This is a genomic window from Streptomyces mashuensis (genome assembly GCF_014654785.1).
GTDB classification, from domain to species: Bacteria; Actinomycetota; Actinomycetes; order Streptomycetales; family Streptomycetaceae; genus Streptomyces; species Streptomyces mashuensis.
On sequence record NZ_BNBD01000008.1, the window covers coordinates 16,746 to 33,675 of the forward strand.

The window sequence follows — 16,930 nt, forward strand, 5'->3', positions numbered from 1 at the left end:
TCAGTGTGCGGGTCGAGCGTGTCGTCGCCTCCCCGCAGGAGCTTGTGCTGGAGGTGACGGCGACCGGCCAGCCGGGCTGGTGCCCGGACTGCCGATGGCGGGGACGCCGGGTGCATTCCGCCTCTGTCCGCCGACACCTGTCGGGCGACGGACGTCAGGGTGGCGTCGGTGGAGGCGAGGAGGTCGGCGGCGAGGGAGAGGCACCAGCCGGTGAGGTACGCCATCGGCGGCTCGCCCACCAGCTCGGTGAAGCGGCGGGCGAGGACCGTCCGGGAGACGCCGACCTCGGCGGCGAGGGCGGCGACCGTCCATGGCCGGGCGGGATCGGCGTGCAGGAGTTGGAGCGCGGGGCCCGCCACCGGGTCGCCGTGGGCGCGGTACCAGGCCGGGGCCGAGGCGCCCTCCCGGGTGAACCAGGCGCGCAGCGCGCCGATCAGGACGAGGTCGAGCAGCCGGTTCAGGACCGCGGCCTGTCCCGGTTCGTCGCGGCCCATCTCGTCCTGGAGCAGCGGCAGCAGGGGCGAGTGCCATTCCCCGGCGGTCAGCAGCAGCACGCTCGGCAGGGTGTGCAGCAGGCGCCGGCCGACCTCGCCGGGCAGCTGGTAGGTGCCGCTGACGAGGACATGCGCCGCGTCGGGGCGGTCGCCCCAGGTCCGGACGCCGCGGTCGAGTTCCGCGCACAGTCCGGCCCCGGCCGGGTCCATCGCCACCTGCTCCGGGTGGATGATCGCCCGCGGCTCGGTGGAGGGGTGGTCGGCGACCGTGTACGGCTCGGGTGCGCGCACAACCGCCAGGTCACCGGGGCCCAGCCGCACGGCCGGCCGCCGGTCGTGCACGATCCAGCCCTCACCACGGAACATGGTCAGGACGGTCAGCGGCGCCTCGTCCTGCACGCGGATCGCCCACGGCGGTCGAACACCGAGCGCAGCAGGAAGGCGCCCTGAGCCCGGGTGCCGGCCAGGAGCGCGCCGAGCGCGTCCCCGCCGGCCGGTGTCGGCTCCGCCGGACGCTCGCGTATGCGGCCGGGGTTCTCGGCCATGGTCCCGGCCGGGCCGGGCGGGTTGACTGAGGGCATGGCAACGCGAACGGGGGTTACGGGTACGTCGGATGTGCGCATCGCGGTCCTGTTCGGGGCGGTGGCGACCACCGGTCTCGGCGCGGGACTGTTCTACTCCTATGCCTGCTCGGTGACGCCGGGACTGGCGCGGGCCGACGACCGGACTTTCGTCGAAGCGATGCGGCGGCTCAACGAGGCCATTCTCAACGGATGGTTCATGCTCTCCTTCCTGGGCTCCCTGGCGCTGATCGTGCTCGCCGCCGTGCTGCAGTGGCACGGTGGCGGCCGCTCCGTGCTGCTATGGATCGGGGCGGCCGCCGCCTTCCAGCTGGCCATGCTGGTGATCACCGGTGTGGTCAACGTACCCCTCAACAACAAGCTGGCGGCAGCCGGTTCTCTGGACGACTTGGCCGACCTCGCCGCCGCGCGCAGCACCTTCGAGTCCACCTGGATCCGGTGGAACCTGGTCCGCGCCCTGACCTCCACCGCCTCCTTCGCCTGCATTTCCTGGGCTCTCGTCCTCTCCTCCCGTACACCGGCCAGCGACTGAACACACAATCGCGAAAGAACCAGTTCGCGAAAGAACCAGCAGATCATTGTCGGCCGGATCCGTTGACACGCTCTCGCCGGGATCGCGTATCCCTTTCCTCACCGAGACCGGAAAAGCCACTGCTCAAGCAGCCCGGGATAGAACGGCATGACGGCCGCCCTAACCCTTCCTTATTGCGGCCTCGGGACCACCCCCGCGTGCGCGGGGAGCAGAGGAAGGGGGCCCGTTGCGCACCACAGCAGTGGGGACCACCCCCGCGTGCGCGGGGAGCAGACTGCCTGACCTGCACGTTTATCACGCGATCACGCAGTTCTCGAGCACTTTCACCGACTCGGACTATACAAACCATCCCTCCCTAGCCCTAACAAACCACCAGCCGCAACAACAACCACGCCCTCGGCCACCCTTCCGGGAACCACTCCCACCTACGCGGGGAACAGCCGGCTCTTCCCCGAGACCGATGGCAACCAGCAGACCAACCCCGCACAGAATGATGAGGACCAGCGAAATTCCCCGATCGTACTTACGTTCCCCAGTTGATTGAACTGTTCAACGACGTGGGGAGAAAGGGGAGGGGAGGGCGCGTAGGGGCCCGTCGGCCGAGCGGTCGGCCGGCCCGAGGATTGACGATGGGTCAGGTCACTGCGGTATCAGCAGGGGACGTGGGGAGCCCATCACCGGCTGAACCGCCTCCAAGGTGGTCGGCAGCGCGATGATGGAAATCGGCTGGTCGGGTAACCGTGGGCCCCAGCGGGCACCGTGGCTGGGCCTGCTTCGGGCGAGCAGTAGACCTGGCAGTGGCTAGGGTGGCTGTGAACCCCGCTGGAGACGTTTACTCGTTCCGCTCGCCGACGACGCCGCCGTCATGCCGGATGCTGGGGGACGCTTTTAGGCGCCCTGTCTTTTGCCGGGGGTGTCGCACAGCGCGTGGTCGACGAGGTTGCTGGCGGCTTGCTCCTGTAGGAGGGCGTTGCCGGGCGAGTCGCCCAAGGCCGTGGACATGGAGACGGTGACGGTGCGGCTGCCGTTTTCGGTGGCGCCGTTCAGGGTGATGTAGCCACCGTTGCCGCCCTCGTGGCTCCAGTAGCTGCCGCCGCAGGACAGGGGCCGTTCGACCAGGCCGAGGCCGTAGCGTCCGCGTGGCCAGAACGCCCGGATGTCCTGGTTGACCGGGACGGTGTCCCGCATCTCGGTCAGCCGTGCCTGGGACAGCAGCTTGCCACCGAGCAGGGCCTGGAAGAAGCGGTTGACGTCCGCGGTGGTGGAGGCGTAGCTGCCAGGGTCAGGGAGGATTTGCTCGGTGACGTCGACCCGTTCGCCGGAGGGGAAGACCTGGTAGCCGTTGGCGTGTGGAGAACGGAGCGTGGGGGTGCTGCCCGGCAGGTAGGTGTGGTGCATGCCGAGCGGTTTCAGGACGCGGTCCTCGATCTCCCGGTGCCAAGGGTGGCCTGTGGCCTTCTCGATGATCAGGTCGAGCAGGACGTAGCCGGTGTTGGAGTAGCTCCACCCCATGCCGGGCGGGAAGTCCGGGCGGTGCCTCATCGCCCGCGCGACGATCTGTTGGGGTGTGTACGTGTCGTACCGGCGCTCGTTGTACTCGCGCGGGGTGGTGTAGCCGGGGAGGTCGTCGTCGTGGATGCCGCTGGTGTGCTGGAGGAGTTGGCGGATGGTGATCCGGCACCCGTCGTTGCCGTTGCCATCCACCAGGCCGGGCAACCAGTGGTCCACCGTGTCGTCGAGCGCCAGCTTGCCCTCGTCGACCAGTTGCAGGACCACAGTGGCCACAAGCGCCTTGCCCGTGCTGGCCATCCGGAAGTAGCCGTCGCGGGGCACCGGACGGCCCGTGCCCGCCTCGGCGACGCCACTGGTGGCAACCAGATCCCGGCCAGGGCCGGTGGTCACCCGCGCCTGGACACCGATAATCCCCAACGCCTGGATGGCGTCGGTGTCCCGGCGCAGATCGTCCTGCCGGTATCCGGGTGCGGTCGCTTCGTGGGCGCCGGCCGGAAGCTGGATGGCAACAGCCGCGCCGGCAGTGACGAGGGCGGCCGAAGCGGCGGCCAGCCACCGTTTGCCGATGCGGCGGCGCTGCCGGTCGGGCCGGTCGTTGTCCGGGTGGTGCGGAGGAGAGCTCGGGCTTGTGGATGTCATGCCACCACGCTAGGTAAGCGCCAGTTTGCGGATCGCTACCGCTGGCCGCCGAACGAAAGGTACAGCTGCCTGTAGTGCCCCGGGGGCGCCCGGCTGTCTAGGGTGATCCGCGTGGGGCCTCCCACGATCCTCCTGTACGACAAAGGGAAAGCGAGACAGGTGCCCGACATACCTGGTGCGGCCCGCGCATGGCGGCTCACGACATGGCACAGCGGGCGTTACCTGCTGGGCACCTTGGTGGCCGCGACCGTGACACTCGCCGCGGTGCCCGTGCTGTGCGTTCCGTCGCTGGCACAGCGCTGGACCGAGCAGCAGCGCCGGCGTGCCGGGGCGCTGTTGAGACAGCCGGTCGAGCCGCGCCCACGCGCTGCCCGCCGCAACCTCGGGTGGCTCGTGACGCAGGTGGTCACCGGCCTGCCGGCGGGCGCCCTTGCCCTGCTCCTCCTGGGCAGCCTGATTCTCACTCCCGTCATCACACTGTTGTGGTGGGCCTTCCCCAGCGCGCCGTGGCTGCCCGTGGTCAGCCATCGCATCACCAGCTGGGGTACCGCGTTGCCGCTCGGGCTCGTGAATCTCGTGGTCCTGGCGGCCCTGTCCGCCATCGCCCTCCCGCTGCTCGCCCGAGCGCACGCCCGGTGCTGCCTTGCGGTCCTGGCGCCGTCACCTGCAGAGCGTCTGGTCGAACGCGTCACCGAACTCACCCGGACACGCACGGACGTCCTGCAGGCACACAGTGCGGAACTGCGCCGGATCGAACGGGATCTGCACGACGGCACTCAGGCCAGGCTCGTGGCCATCGCGATGCGGCTCGCCGTGGCCGGCGAAAGCCTCTCCGACAACCCCGACACGGCCGCCGTTCTCGTACGGCAGGCCCACGCCGAGACCGAGGACGCGATGACCGAACTGCGCTCCGTCATCCGCACCATCTACCCCCCGGTACTGGCCGACCAGGGCCTCTCCGGCGCGCTCGGCACCCTGACCACCAGGGCCGGGGTGCCGACCCGCATCGACATCGGCCCGCTCGGCGAGATCCCCGCAGCCGTCGAAGCGGTCGCCTACTTCGCCGTCACCGAGGCGCTGGCGAACATCGCCCGACACAGCCGGGCCACCAAAGCTTCGGTTCACGTCACCCGCAACGGCGCTCTGCTCCGCGCACAGATCACCGACAACGGCACCGGCGGAGCCCACGCCACCCGAGGGTCCGGCCTGGATGGAATGCGGCGCCGCGCCGCAGCCCTGGACGGCACCATCGAGATCAGCAGCCCACCGGGCGGGCCGACCGTCATCACCGTGGAACTGCCGTGCGCGTAGTGATCGCCGAGGACAACGTCCTGCTGTCATCCGGGCTCGAACTGCTGCTCAACTCCCAGGGCTTCGAGGTCGTCGCCATCGCGACCGACGCCGCCGGCTTCCTCGCCGCCGTCGAGGCCCACCGGCCAGACGCCACCATCGTGGACGTGCGGCTGCCCCCGACCTTCCGCGACGAGGGCATCCGGGCCGCAATCCAGGCCCGCCGCGACCACCCCGGACTTCCCGTCCTGGTCCTGTCGCAGTACGTCGAGCAGGAGTACGCGGGCCGTCTCCTCGCCGACGCCCGCGGCGGCATCGGATACCTGCTCAAGGACCGCGTGAGCCGCATCGCCGAATTCACCGACGCGCTACGCCGTGTCGCCGGCGGCGGCACGGCCATGGACCCTGAGGTCATCGCCCAACTCATCGCACGCGGCGACCCCGTGGACACCCTGACCGCACGCGAGCGTCAGGTCCTCGCGCTGATGGCCGAGGGCCACGACAACGCGACCATCGCCCAACGGCTCGTCATCACCGACAACGCCGTCCACAAGCACATCGGCAACGTCTTCCTCAAACTCGGCCTGCCGGCAGGAGACAGCGGCCACCGCCGCGTCCGCGCTGTCCTGGCCTACCTCCGCCGCCATGGCGGTACCGGGCTCGACCCGGCATCAGCCTCCCCCGTCAGGGGTGGGGAACTGGGGTGAGCAGGTCCCGGACGACACCTGAGCAGCGGGTGGGGAACATCGAAGAGCCTCATCATCACCGACCTTCTCGGAGACGAGGGCCATCCCCGCACACGCGGGGAGCACCGAGATCTGCCAGGTCGAGGGCGCGGGTGTTGCAGCGATCGAGAAGCTGTGCAATATCTCCTTTCTGCAGGCCACGGCGCTATGAAACGTTGTTGTTCCTGCTTGCCGGGCGGGACGCCTTATGGGCGCTCAGTGAACCGCAGTGGAGGGACTTCAGGTGGCTGCCGCCGGGGCGTGTGGCCCGGCCCATCATCTACGACCAGCTAAGCCGGGGCACCTTGCCCCCTCCCATGCAGCCACCGTACGCGTCAACTGTTGGCCCGCGCGGTCCGGTCAGGGGCTGCCGGTCAGTGGGTGCTGATCCTCGCGGCCACGCAGGGGTCCTCGTTGCGGTAGCCGAGGCGGGTGTAGAGCCGGTCAGCAGGGGTGTTGTCGGCAAGCTGCCACAGCGTGCACACGCCGTACCGGCGGACGGCGTACCGGGTCAGCCACGAGGTGAGTGCCGCACCGAGCCCCTGACCGCGCAGGGCCGCGTCGGTCGCGACGGACGCCATCAGCGGCGCGCCGCTGTCCCGCAGACTGCTCATGGCGCCGCAGGCCACCAGGTGTCCGCCGGCGTCTCGGATCCCCGCCCAGAGCCTGACGTCAGAAGAGCCGGGCCCGGTCGAGTGGGCCGGGCTGTGCTGGCTGAGGAAGGCGAGCAGTTCACCGTGGTGCGCTTCGTGCAGCTCACTCACCCGCTCCTCCGCTGGATGGAGTGGCGGCTCGTCGAGCGTCCAACGGAAGACCCAGGGCACCGGATCGGCCACCGCGAGATGCCGGCCGAGCAGCACGTCGGTGCCCGGCGGTCCGGTGAACTCCCTTATTCCGTCCGGTAGCTGGTGAGCTGCACGAAGAGTGAGACCGGCTGCGGCGGTCGGTTCGCCGACGCTCCACAGGTGGCCGCGAGGCTCGTCGAGCCAGGCAACCGCGCCGTCACCGGACCAACCGATCCGGCCGGCCGGGTGGGGCCGCGCGGCGCCGAAGCGCAGGAGGGCCGAGCCGGTCTGCAGCTCCAAGCCCTGGGCGAACAGGTCTGCGGTCCGAGGAGGAAGGGTCGTCGCTCGCATCGTTCTGTGGGGATGGATTCCTCTGTGGAGGCGGGCGGAAGGGCGGGCCGACGGCCTGGAACTGCGCAGAGCAGCGCCACCGTCATTCGGGAATGGGAGATGTGGGAGATTCCGGCGGCCGCCGCGCACATGCCGGAGCGCCTGGCGAACCGGAGGGCCCACTGTCGCACACCGCCCCCGGCCCGACGCAAATCCGTACCCCGAGCGGGCCACCCGGCAACCCTTGGACAGCGCGGCCAGAAGCCCGTCCAGGCTCCCAGACCAGTATTCCGAATGTGACAGGGCTATCCGGAAGCATGAAGATGCGCCCGAGATCGTTACGTGCGTCATGGCGCAATACCCAGCAGAGAGGACCTTCCGCGCCGCGTTGCTGCGTAGCAACGACAACGCGGCGCACCTGGAGCGGTCGCGAGCGGGCGCCTTCACGCCGGGCAGCGACAACTTCATCCTCGGCGAGGTGGTGGGGTCCCTGGCCCGCACCGGCAACATGCCGCGCCGGGTCAGCGCGAGGGGAGCGCGTAATCCGATCTGGCGGTTCCACCGCGTCCTGGGCAACACCAGTGCGGCCGCCACCTGGCAGCGGCTGTTCCTGTCCCTGCGCCGCCACGTTCTCACCCGCCGGTGCCCTTGAGTACGCCGGCCTCGACCAGGGGTGCATGGACTTCGCGCTGCCCGGCCTGGCCGCCATCTGGCCCGCCCGCCCCGATACTGCGGTGCATGACCAGCCCAGCACCGTTCTCCCACATCGAATTCCGCACCGGCGATATCTGTCCCGGGCTTTGCCACCGACGACGGCTCCAAGGCGCCCTGGACCGCGAAGGTCACCGTCACCGGAATAACCGGGCCGGCCGTGGTCTCTCGCTCCGTGCCGACAAGACCGCCTTCGAGGACCATGTGACGGCTTCCATGGACGGCACGTACGACGGCACCGTTCCGCAGGGTGCAAAGACCACAGCGATCAAGGTGACTCACGCCGGCGTCTCGAGCTGCTTCCGGCACCGCCTAGATTCCGCACGGCGAAGGCAGGCTACGCCCTGGCCGCCTGACTGGCGTTTTAGAAGGCCCTCCCTGTACCACCGCAGCTGGAGCAGCACACGCGTGTTGAGGTGATTTGCGGGTAGGACCGATACCCCCTGCGGCCGGACGAATAGACAATTTCCGACTTATAGACAGTGATCGCCGACGGCACATTACCCCTTCCCCTGCAAGCACTGCACCTTCCAGCCGGCGATGGCGACCCAACATATTCCATGATCCGGCCAATGATCACGGCAACGGTGATCAGGGCAACCACAGCAGCACCGACGACCAAAGACATCATGAAACACGTGTAAGTGCAGCGCGCGCAGTCGGTCGATGCCCCGATGCAGGCGCGATGGAGCGAAGCGCGTCGTGCGGGTGCACTCCGATGCTCAGGCACCTGAGTGCGCCGGGGGTAGGCCAGCCACACCTCGATGAAAATTTCAACTCGTCGAACCTTAACTACTTGACCACAAACCCTCTCTACCGAAGCTCACACTGTCTACTGCGACCGCGGAGGCCGTTTCCCCGCCGAAGACCGCCGCGCAGGATGCCGAGGCCGCCGAAGACCCGGTTGTCATCGAGCACCGTGGCATCAAGTTCGCCATCCCGCACCCCCCGGATATGCCGATCGGTCTGCTCGAGGCCAAGGACGAGGTAAAGGCGGTCGGGCTGATCCTGGGCGAGAACCAGTGGGATGCGTACAACTCCAGCGGTTCCACGATCCACGACTTTCCGATCTTGGCGGACAAGGTGGCCGAGGCCCAGGGGTGCGACGACACGGGAAACCGGCCGACCTCACGGCTACGTCCGCTCAAGCGTCCCGGCCGGCCACATCACCGCCTCCGGCCTGTACGGCTCGTACGACCCCAGCCACCACCGACGGCCGCCAGGTCCTCGCCGGCCTCCTCTGCGGCGAAGCCCCGTACACGCCCGGTGCGAAACCTGCCCATCGCGCTTCTCCGGCTCGGTTCGGTGAAGACCGCGCACATCCCCGGCGGCATCGACCCCAACGAGATCATTCCCGTCTCGGGCGCGGAGCAGGTCCGCTCGCTCGGTGAGGTGAGGTGACCGCATGAGCGACGCCGACCTCCGAGGGCGTCTCCGTCGCCGGCCCAACGGTCTACACCCAGGACACCCCCACCGCCGACGACTTCCTGCTCACCAAGCTCATCGTCCCCGAGACGCCGTCAAGGACGTCAAGTGACGCATCCGGCAGAACAAGCGCCGCGTCGACACCGCCGGCCAGCGCGCCAGGGACACGTCCGTCCCGTCGCGAAGCGACAGGCCGTCGTTGCGGTTGCCTCCGGTCAGCAACATGGCGAGCGGAAAGCCCTGCCCGTTGACGATCAAATGGTGCTCAGTGCCCGGGACGAGCTCGGTCGACCGGACCTGGGCCGCTTTGAGGAATCCCGCACAACGCCTGCCGGTCCGGCACTCCCGGGCGACCTCCGCCCGCTTCGGTGCCGGCTCAGGCAACAACGAGCCGCGGAACCGCCACCGAGAAGCGTCCGCACTCCCCCGCCCACCTGGCCCCTGCGGACCGGCGCCGCCCGCCTGCAGGCCGCCTGGCCGGATCGCATTTGTCTTGGTCCAATCCCCGCAAGATCTTGACTGAGCCGAACATGGCATTCCATTCTCTGACAGGTACTCGGCACGAGCAACGAGATGGAATGCAACCGGCATGGTCATCACGCGGACGAAAAACCTGCGGTCAATCACTCCTCTTGCTTCGAAAATATCGAAGAACTCTGCCACAGCCTTTCGAGCAACAGCTATCTCTTCTTACCAGGGAAGAGTATCGATGAATTACTCCGCCGCCGCGACGCAGATGCGCTCGCCGACTGGGACGCATTCCGGCGGAGCTGGAACGCCATGCCGATGGACGGCTACATGGCGGACGGAGGGCGCTACCGCAGGCGGCGCCACGCCACACTGAGCGCGCCCGCGTCCGGCAGCGCCTACCGGGTTGAGCCACACCAGCCGCACTACCAGACCCTTCACTACAACACCCTGAACGGCGGCGTGGCGCGACATTACGAGCCGATCGACGACGCCATCCTGCGCGGCGCCACCATGAACAGCCTGTTCACCCTCGGCTGTGATGTCTTCGGGCGACTGGCCCCCTACTCCGCCTGGCACATCGAGACCCACCAGTTCCGCATCGAGCATCGGGCGGCGAGCCCGGCAAGGAGACCGGCAAGCCGACTCCCGAGGGAGTGCACCGGGACGGTGTGACCTTCGTGATGATGCTGATGGTGAACCGGTCCAACGTGCTCAACGGCGAAAGCACGATCTACGACCTCGACAAGAACCCGCTCGAGAAGTTCACTCTCGCCGAACCGCTCGACATGGCGATCGTCAACGACGAGCGTGTCTTCCACGGAGTCAGTCCGATCGATCAGCTGGAGGGTGACCGGCCCGCCGTGCGTGATGTGCTGGTCGTCACCTACCGCCACAAGCCCTGAGGCGCCGGCGGGGACCGCCGCTCGGCGGTCCCCGCCGTACACCGCCCACTACCCACCCCACCCGGAACAGGATCCATGGCAGAACTTCTCGCCGTCGCCCTCATCACCGTGCTGGCCGTCGTCAGCCCCGGTGCCGACTTCGCGATGACCGTACGCAACAGCTATCTCTACGGGCGCACTCCGGGACTACTTTCTGCCGCAGGAATTTCCCTCGGCGTACTCGTGCACGTCACCTACACCATTCTGGGCGTGGGCCTGCTCATATCCCATTCACCCTCAGTGTTCACGGTCATCAAGTTCGCCGGTGCCGCCTACCTCGTCTACATCGGATGCAGGACGTTCGCCAAACGCACCCAACTGGACATCGACCTCTCCAACGGTCCGACCATTTCCCGCATGCAGGCGCTGCGGACCGGGTTCTTGACCAATGCGCTGAACCCGAAGACGACGCTGTTCGTGGTCAGCACGTTCACCCAGATCGTGCACGCGGACACGCCGGTGTGGCGCCAGGCCGGCTACGGGCTGTTCATGTCCCTGGCTCATCTGGTCTGGTTCACCACGGCGGCGCTGTTCTTCTCGAACGACCGTCTACGCGCCCGGATGCTGCGCAGGCAGGTGCTGCTCAACCGGGTGATCGGCTCGGTGCTCGTCGGTCTTGGAGTGGCGTTGGCGCTCACACCGGCAACGCAGTGACGCGGTTCAGTGCCGGTCCGGCAGGGAGTCACGCCGACGCGATCGACTCCACCCGGGGCCGGGCGATCCGTACGTAGTCGGCCGTGGACAGGGCCAGGGAGCGGTCCAGGCGGGCAGCGTTGAAGAAGAACTCGGGGTGGGCCAGAAGAGCCGGGTCGGCGACGAGTTCGAGGTCGGGCGTGAAGGAGAAGGGCAGGATCGTGCCGGTCGCGCAGCCCGAGAGGCGCTCGGCTGTGTCCTGCGGGGCGAACCCCGCGTAGGTACCGCCGAGCAGGGTCTTGATCGCGGCGAGGTCGACGCGCTTGTCGCCGGGGACGACTGCCAGGACGTGGCGCTTGGTCTTCTTATCCAGTTTCACCATCACCACGATGCACTTCGCGGCCCGGTCGAGGCCGTGGCTGCGCAGACGGCTCACGGCCTCGGTGGCGCCCTCGGGAGCGTGGTCGATCGTGCGGTAGGCGGCGCCGTGCTCGTCCAGCAGGGCGATCAGCTTCTCGTACGTCTCGGACATTGCCCCCACTCCGTTCCTGGCTCGTGCGCATGAGTATGCCGCGAGGCGGCAAACCGTCCGTTGATCAGGGCGCGGAACAAGCCAGCGGACTCACTCCCCCCTTGGCTTCCGTCACGCCCGTCATTTCCGGGTCGGTGTCGTCGCAAAGGCGCGGAACTCATCGAGGGCGCGTGCCGGACCGCCCTGGACGAGGAGAACGAGAAGGGCCGAATTCCAGAGGCCGGCATCCTCGTCGGGGAGGTGTTCGGCATCCAGGAGGCGGCGTGCGGGGGTGGGGTCCGGATACGGCGCGCAGGGGTGCCGGCCCAATGGGGGCATGACGGCCACTGAGTCCCTCCGGGCTACCAGAGCATCCGGCGCGCACCACTCGCACGACCCCGCCTCGGAGTTGAGACGGTGAGGAGAACCGTGATCCGCACACCGAGGAACGAACAGGACGAGAGCGGCCTCGATCGGGCCCTGTGCAGCGTCACTGAGGCCATAGGCAAGACGGGGATATGAAGACGAATATCTGTTCGCCGCCGGCCTCGGCTTGGCCGCGCTGGTCCGCGGCGCCTTGTCGGAGGGGGCCGACGCGCCCACGCCGCCGCGGCTGGCGTGGCTGCCGTGTGCCTAGCAGCGGCAATCGTCTCACCGTCCGGCCTCTTGCCCGCATCGAGGATGACGGCACCTCACCCCCGTACTGGGCGGATCTGGCGCCCGACGAGATTCGGGAGGCCCCGCGCGACGATGTTCGGCCTCAGCAGGTAAGCATCCTGAAGCCGCTGGCCAGGACGAAGTTCCGGCATCCTCAGGCATCGTGTGTCGTCGCGGCCCTCGAAGGGGTCCTCCTGCTGCTGCCGAATTCCCTGACCTCTGCCTGCTGGCACGCCACCACCTTTGCCGAATGTCCGGCTTAACCCTCTCGGGCGGTTTGTGTGCCTAGCAGTAATCATCTTTGAGGTTTTCTGCTGTGCTGGACAGACCTGCACTCTGGAGGTCATGTCATGCGATTCCGCCAAGCCGCGTGGTACGCACCCGCCGCCGCAGCCCTGCTGGCTCTGACCATGTCGGCGGGACCCGCTCAGGCAGCCACCGGCACGTTCTTCTACACCGAGCAGCCCGGAGACCTCGAACGTTCGCTGACCAACCCCGCGGACAACATGTGCTTCAACCTCGGAAACGGCGGGGGGCCGATCTCCAACCAGACCGACCGGGTAGCCAACGTCTACTTCCAGAGCAATTGCACCGGCGGAATCTTCGGATTCTTCAACCCTGGCAGCAACGGCACGCTGTAGGTGCCTGCCGACGGCCGATGAAGGCGGTCACCTACGCGCGAGAACAGCCGCAGCACTTCCATAGCCGAGGGCCGGATATCACCTCGCAGGTTCCCGCTGGGCCGGCCGGTCCCCGTGACGCACTGGACGATCACCGGCAGTGCGGGGCGTGGGTCCTGATCTCGTGGGCGGCGGCCAGCGCGGCTTCGAACTGGGGGCGGACGCGCACCCGGGTGCTGATCTTCTTGGCGAAGATCTTGTCCCGGGGGATGTTCTTCGCGGCGAGCGCGGCAAGCTGGGAGTCGAGCTCCTGGCCGAGTGCGGTACTCATCACGGTCATGACCCGGCGCCTGGCGCGCGGCGACCGTCCACGCTGCAACACCCGGGACAAGAAGCATCCCACCGGCTGGCTGACACACGGACCTCAGCCACCTGACTCGTCATTCCCGCCGAAACGTTGCGGCCAGCGCAGGAGCTCACGTGTCCAGCCCCCTCTCCGCCGTCAGCTCATTGGCGCTGACCCGGCAGACCGATCACAGATCGGACAGCCGCTGCGGCCGCGTCCACCGCGTTCTGGGCAGCGGACGCGAGCCCGTCGCCGATCGGGGCCGCTTGCGCAGGGGCCGTACCAGCAATGGCGAAGCTGACGAAGGCACCAAGCAAGACAGCGGTGAGTCGGGTGCGCGCTCGATTCATAGGTACTGCCCCAGGCGAAGAGACCGACAGAGCCTCATGTCGCATGGCTTCCCGCGCCGGCAATGCCTACGCCCACAGTTGGGAGCCCTGAAGCAGATCTGGGTGTACCGGCGTCAAACATCGCTCCCGCGTACGCCTGCACGCCAAGTAGTGCAGGGGGGCGACGGATGTCCAACACGTTGCCAGCCTGGTCCAGGGCCGTCAGCCGGCTGACAGCCAGAAGGAGACAAATACGGGAAATACAGGCATCATCTGTCGGACCCGCACCGAACACTTCAGTAGCACCACGGGAGATTTCAGCTGGGCGTCGGCCGGCTCGAGCTTCGCATGAGCGCGCCCGCATCGGCGACTACCGAAACCTTCCGTTCGGTCTGACATTGCCGGCCTGTGTCTCTTGCCCCTGCCGCACCTTCGCGCCGTACCGGTGCTGGTCCCTAGTCACTTGACCGGGATGAGACGCCACTTCTGCCGGTCCTCGCTGCGGCCGGTCCGCTGGATGGCGTGGGCGCCGCGCTCTGTGCTGCCGTCCGCCCCGTCGAGAGCTCTGCCGCCGCCGGTGTTGTAGACGATGTAGATGCCGTCGTCCTCGACCTGCGCACCCCGGTCGTCGGCCCACGCCGCAGTCCTCGGCGTGGGCCGTTCGGCGTCGCTGAGCGCGGTGTTGCATGTCTTTGCGGTCCAGCGACCACCGTCAGGTGGGCTGAGTCCGCCTACCGGACGACGGCGCCCGTGGTACCGACTGCCAGTGCGTCACCCGCCGTCAGCCCGTCCGAGGTGAACATGCACCGTGACAGAGTTCGGGACGTCGCCGGATCGGTAGGCCACGAGGGGGTCGGGGATGAGCTGCCTCACCGGGTCAGCCTTTCAGGCTGTAGAAGTGGATTCGTGTGTTCGGCCTGAACCCGATGCGCGGGTACACCGGGGCTCCGGCGGCGGTGGCGTGCAGCGTGGCGCGGGTCAGTCCGGTGGCTCGCGCGCCTTCGTAGAGCGCTTTGCGTGTGACCGCCTCGCCGTAGCCCTTGCGCTGCCATTGCGGGTCCGTGGCGACGTACGCGACGAAGAGGCGGCCTTGTGCCTCGACTGTGGCGGCGCACGCCACTGGTTCGTCGCCTCGCATGGCCAGGTAGGCGTAGATCTCGTTCTTCCAGATGGCGGATCCGGTCAGGCCGTCGCGGCCGTCCTCCAGGGGCAGCCCGTACGCGCGTGATTGGAGGTCGGCGTAGGCCCGCAACTGGTCGTCGGTGCGTACACGGGCGAACGTCAGGTCGGGGTGGACCGGTTCGGGGATGGGGAGCAGGTCGCCGGCCATGCCCGTGCCGGGAAAGGCGTACTGGAGGCCGGCCTGCTCGGCTGTCGTCTCCAGGGCGGAGCGGGCATCGTTGTCGAGAAGGTCTTCGAAGAGCCACAAGAAGCCCGGGTATTTTTTCGTCCGCATGATGTCCGCGGCCTGGCCCAGACGGTGCCTGACGAGCTCCGTTCCTGCTCCCTCCTCGGTCAAGGTGATGCAGTTCCAGAACCCGAACCGGCTGTCGGCCCAGCGAACGGCGATGCCGGGAAGGTCGCGCACGTCCGCATCCGGGTCACGGTCGAGCACCAGGGTCCGCCACACCGTGGTGAGCTGCTGTAGCGATTCAACGGACTCCGCGGAAATGGTCACGATGCCTCCATGGCGTTGCGTGCTTTCAGGGTTGCTAAGGGGGTGGTGGATGCCTTCGGTGCTTCGGCAACAGTGGGGGCTCTGCCTGCGACCTGCGCTCCTGGTGTCGTCAGATGATGTTCTCCGCCTCTTTGATCTGGTCGTGGGCGTTCGCCGTGCTGGAGCGGGGCACTCCGTAGGAGTGGCGTCCGACGCGCCACCACAGTGCGGCCAGGGCGAGGGCCACCAGCAAGGCGAGGGGGGTGTAGTTGAAGCTGGTGGCCGTGATCGGGCTGGACTGTGGCAGCAGGAACAGCACGGTGACCGAGACGGCCCAGAGCACTGCCACCCAGCCGATGGGCCGGCTCCAGCGGCCCAGGTGCCAGGGGCCGGGGACGAACCGGTCCCGGTGGCGCAGTCGCAGCAGCACCGGGATGGCGTAGGCCGGGGTGAAACCCACGACGGAGATTGCGGTCACCGCGGAGAACGCCGTGGTGGAGTACAGGGACGGCAGGGCGAGCACGAAGGCGACACCGACTGCGAGCCAGACAGCGTTGGCCGGGATGGCCGTACGGCGGCTGATCTTCTGCCAGTGCACGGAGCCGGGCAGGGCGCCGTCCCGGGCGAAGGCGTAGCTCATGCGGCTGGCGGAGGCGGTTACGGTGTAGCCGCACAGGAACTGCGCAGCGATGATCACCAGCAGCAGCGCCTTCGCCGTCGCCACGCCCAGAGCGTCCAGGAAGATCTGTGCCACTGGCACCCCTGTCGGACTGCCCAGGGTTGCGGCGTAGTCCTGGATGGCGAACAGCAGGGCAACCAGCAGGATGCCGCCAGCGATCCAGGAGACCACCACCGAGCGGATGATCCCGCGCGCCGCGGCCACAGAAGCCCCGCTGGTCTCCTCGCTCAAGTGGGCCGAGGTGTCGTAGCCGGCCAGGGCGAAGCACGGCAGCAGCATGCCCAGCAGGATCACGTACACGGAGCTCGACCAGCCGGTGTGGTTGGTGAACTCGGAGAGCACGAAGCCGGCCGGCTGGTGGTGGGTGGGGATGAGAGTCAGGGCGCCGATGATGACGACGGCCCCGGCCAGGTGCCACCACGCGCTCAGGGAGGTCAGGATGTTCATCAGCCGGGTGCCGAGGAGATTCAGGACCGCATGCAGCGCCAGGATGATCGCATAGAGGACCAGCAGTGAACCCGGAGTGGGCACGTAGCCGAACTGCAGGTTCGCCCAGGCAGCGGTGAAGGTCGCGATGCCGTAGTCCTGGGCCGCGATCCCGCCGAGCAGCCCCAGAAGGTTGAGCCAGCCGGTGTACCAGCTCCACCGCTCACCGCCGAGCTGGCGGGCCATGTAGTACAGGCCGCCGCTGGTGGGGTAGCGGGAGGTGATCTCGGCCAGCACTGCGGCCAGGCACAGCACCAGCGGCCCCACGCAGAGCCACCCCCACACCACCACTGCGGGCCCACCGCTGTTCAGGCCGTAGCCGAAGAGCAGCAGTGTCCCGGACATGATGGAGATGACCGACAGGGAAGCGGAGAAGTTGCCGAAGGCGCCCATGCGCCGGTGCAGTTGCTGGGTATAGCCGAGCTCCCTGAGTATGCGCTCGTCGTCGTCCAACGAATCGGACCGCTGCCGTCGTGCATGTGCTGATGGACACATCGAGAATCTCCGCGCGGGGAAGAGCAGAAAAGGGAAGGCAGGGTGGTTCCAGGGCCGTCAGTGCGGGAAGGCGGTGCCCGC

The 16,930-nt window shown here is 68.1% G+C and carries 15 protein-coding genes and 2 pseudogenes; 9 read left to right on the plus strand and 8 right to left on the minus strand.

Annotation, left to right across the window (positions count from 1 at the left end):
- Positions 1–134: 134 nt before the first annotated feature.
- Positions 135–1,039: pseudogene (locus tag IE305_RS19445) on the minus strand (cupin domain-containing protein); the annotation flags it as partial.
- Between the two features lie 34 nt (positions 1,040–1,073).
- On the opposite strand from IE305_RS19445, the gene IE305_RS19450 reads away from it, so the two are divergent.
- Complete coding sequence (locus IE305_RS19450) at positions 1,074–1,607, plus strand: anthrone oxygenase family protein (protein WP_229891214.1); 534 nt, start codon at positions 1,074–1,076, stop codon at positions 1,605–1,607.
- Between the two features lie 888 nt (positions 1,608–2,495).
- Here IE305_RS19450 and IE305_RS19455 read toward each other — a convergent pair.
- On the minus strand, positions 2,496–3,758 hold the full coding sequence (locus tag IE305_RS19455; RefSeq protein WP_190130941.1) for a serine hydrolase domain-containing protein: 1,263 nt from the start codon (positions 3,756–3,758) through the stop codon (positions 2,496–2,498).
- 159 nt (positions 3,759–3,917) lie between these two features.
- Between IE305_RS19455 and IE305_RS19460 the strand changes: the two genes are divergently transcribed.
- Both IE305_RS19460 and IE305_RS19465 read left to right on the plus strand, forming a co-directional pair.
- The gene (locus IE305_RS19460; protein WP_190130942.1) at positions 3,918–5,069 is read left to right on the plus strand and encodes a sensor histidine kinase; all 1,152 of its coding nucleotides are present in this window, start codon (positions 3,918–3,920) and stop codon (positions 5,067–5,069) included.
- Positions 5,060–5,755: a response regulator gene (locus tag IE305_RS19465; RefSeq protein WP_190130943.1), complete on the plus strand. Its 696-nt coding sequence runs from the start codon at positions 5,060–5,062 to the stop codon at positions 5,753–5,755. The genes IE305_RS19460 and IE305_RS19465 overlap by 10 nt, the downstream gene beginning before the upstream one ends.
- A 392-nt stretch (positions 5,756–6,147) precedes the next feature.
- On the opposite strand, the gene IE305_RS19470 is transcribed toward IE305_RS19465, so the two are convergent.
- Positions 6,148–6,909 carry a GNAT family N-acetyltransferase gene (locus IE305_RS19470; RefSeq protein WP_190130944.1) on the minus strand — a complete coding sequence of 254 codons (762 nt, stop codon included), beginning with the start codon at positions 6,907–6,909 and terminating at the stop codon, positions 6,148–6,150.
- A 367-nt stretch (positions 6,910–7,276) separates the two neighbouring features.
- On the opposite strand from IE305_RS19470, the gene IE305_RS19475 reads away from it, so the two are divergent.
- Positions 7,277–7,540 (plus strand): hypothetical protein, encoded by a 264-nt coding sequence (locus tag IE305_RS19475; protein ID WP_190130945.1) that lies wholly within the window; start codon positions 7,277–7,279, stop codon positions 7,538–7,540.
- A gap of 1,013 nt (positions 7,541–8,553) precedes the next feature.
- Positions 8,554–9,000, plus strand: coding sequence for a hypothetical protein (locus IE305_RS19480; RefSeq protein WP_190130946.1), 447 nt, complete (start codon positions 8,554–8,556; stop codon positions 8,998–9,000).
- Between the two features lie 219 nt (positions 9,001–9,219).
- On the opposite strand, the pseudogene IE305_RS33115 reads toward IE305_RS19480, so the two are convergent.
- Positions 9,220–9,358: pseudogene (locus IE305_RS33115) on the minus strand (IS5/IS1182 family transposase); the annotation flags it as partial.
- 239 nt (positions 9,359–9,597) lie between these two features.
- On the opposite strand from IE305_RS33115, the gene IE305_RS33530 reads away from it, so the two are divergent.
- The 3 genes from IE305_RS33530 to IE305_RS19490 all read left to right on the plus strand — a co-directional run bounded on the left by IE305_RS33530 (position 9,598) and on the right by IE305_RS19490 (position 11,090).
- Positions 9,598–10,167 carry a 2OG-Fe dioxygenase family protein gene (locus IE305_RS33530; RefSeq protein ID WP_268255941.1) on the plus strand — a complete coding sequence of 190 codons (570 nt, stop codon included), beginning with the start codon at positions 9,598–9,600 and terminating at the stop codon, positions 10,165–10,167.
- Complete coding sequence (locus IE305_RS33535) at positions 10,164–10,397, plus strand: 2OG-Fe dioxygenase family protein (RefSeq protein WP_268255942.1); 234 nt, start codon at positions 10,164–10,166, stop codon at positions 10,395–10,397. The genes IE305_RS33530 and IE305_RS33535 overlap by 4 nt, the downstream gene beginning before the upstream one ends.
- A 75-nt stretch (positions 10,398–10,472) precedes the next feature.
- Positions 10,473–11,090, plus strand: a complete 618-nt coding sequence (locus tag IE305_RS19490; RefSeq protein ID WP_190130947.1) for a LysE family translocator — start codon at positions 10,473–10,475, stop codon at positions 11,088–11,090.
- A gap of 28 nt (positions 11,091–11,118) precedes the next feature.
- Here IE305_RS19490 and IE305_RS19495 read toward each other — a convergent pair whose 3' ends face one another.
- Positions 11,119–11,601: a YbaK/EbsC family protein gene (locus IE305_RS19495; RefSeq protein WP_190130948.1), complete on the minus strand. Its 483-nt coding sequence runs from the start codon at positions 11,599–11,601 to the stop codon at positions 11,119–11,121.
- Positions 11,602–12,587: 986 nt separating this feature from the next.
- Here IE305_RS19495 and IE305_RS19500 point away from each other — a divergent pair.
- Entirely contained in the window at positions 12,588–12,878 is a 291-nt protein-coding gene (locus IE305_RS19500) for a hypothetical protein (protein ID WP_190130949.1), read from the plus strand.
- 130 nt (positions 12,879–13,008) lie between these two features.
- Here IE305_RS19500 and IE305_RS19505 read toward each other — a convergent pair whose 3' ends face one another.
- The 3 genes from IE305_RS19505 to IE305_RS19515 form a co-directional block, all read right to left on the minus strand.
- Positions 13,009–13,197: a recombinase family protein gene (locus IE305_RS19505; protein WP_229891216.1), complete on the minus strand. Its 189-nt coding sequence runs from the start codon at positions 13,195–13,197 to the stop codon at positions 13,009–13,011.
- 1,212 nt (positions 13,198–14,409) lie between these two features.
- The gene (locus IE305_RS19510; RefSeq protein WP_190130950.1) at positions 14,410–15,210 is read right to left on the minus strand and encodes a GNAT family N-acetyltransferase; all 801 of its coding nucleotides are present in this window, start codon (positions 15,208–15,210) and stop codon (positions 14,410–14,412) included.
- Positions 15,211–15,319: 109 nt separating this feature from the next.
- On the minus strand, positions 15,320–16,849 hold the full coding sequence (locus IE305_RS19515; RefSeq protein WP_190130951.1) for an amino acid permease: 1,530 nt from the start codon (positions 16,847–16,849) through the stop codon (positions 15,320–15,322).
- Between the last annotated feature and the right edge of the window lie 81 nt (positions 16,850–16,930).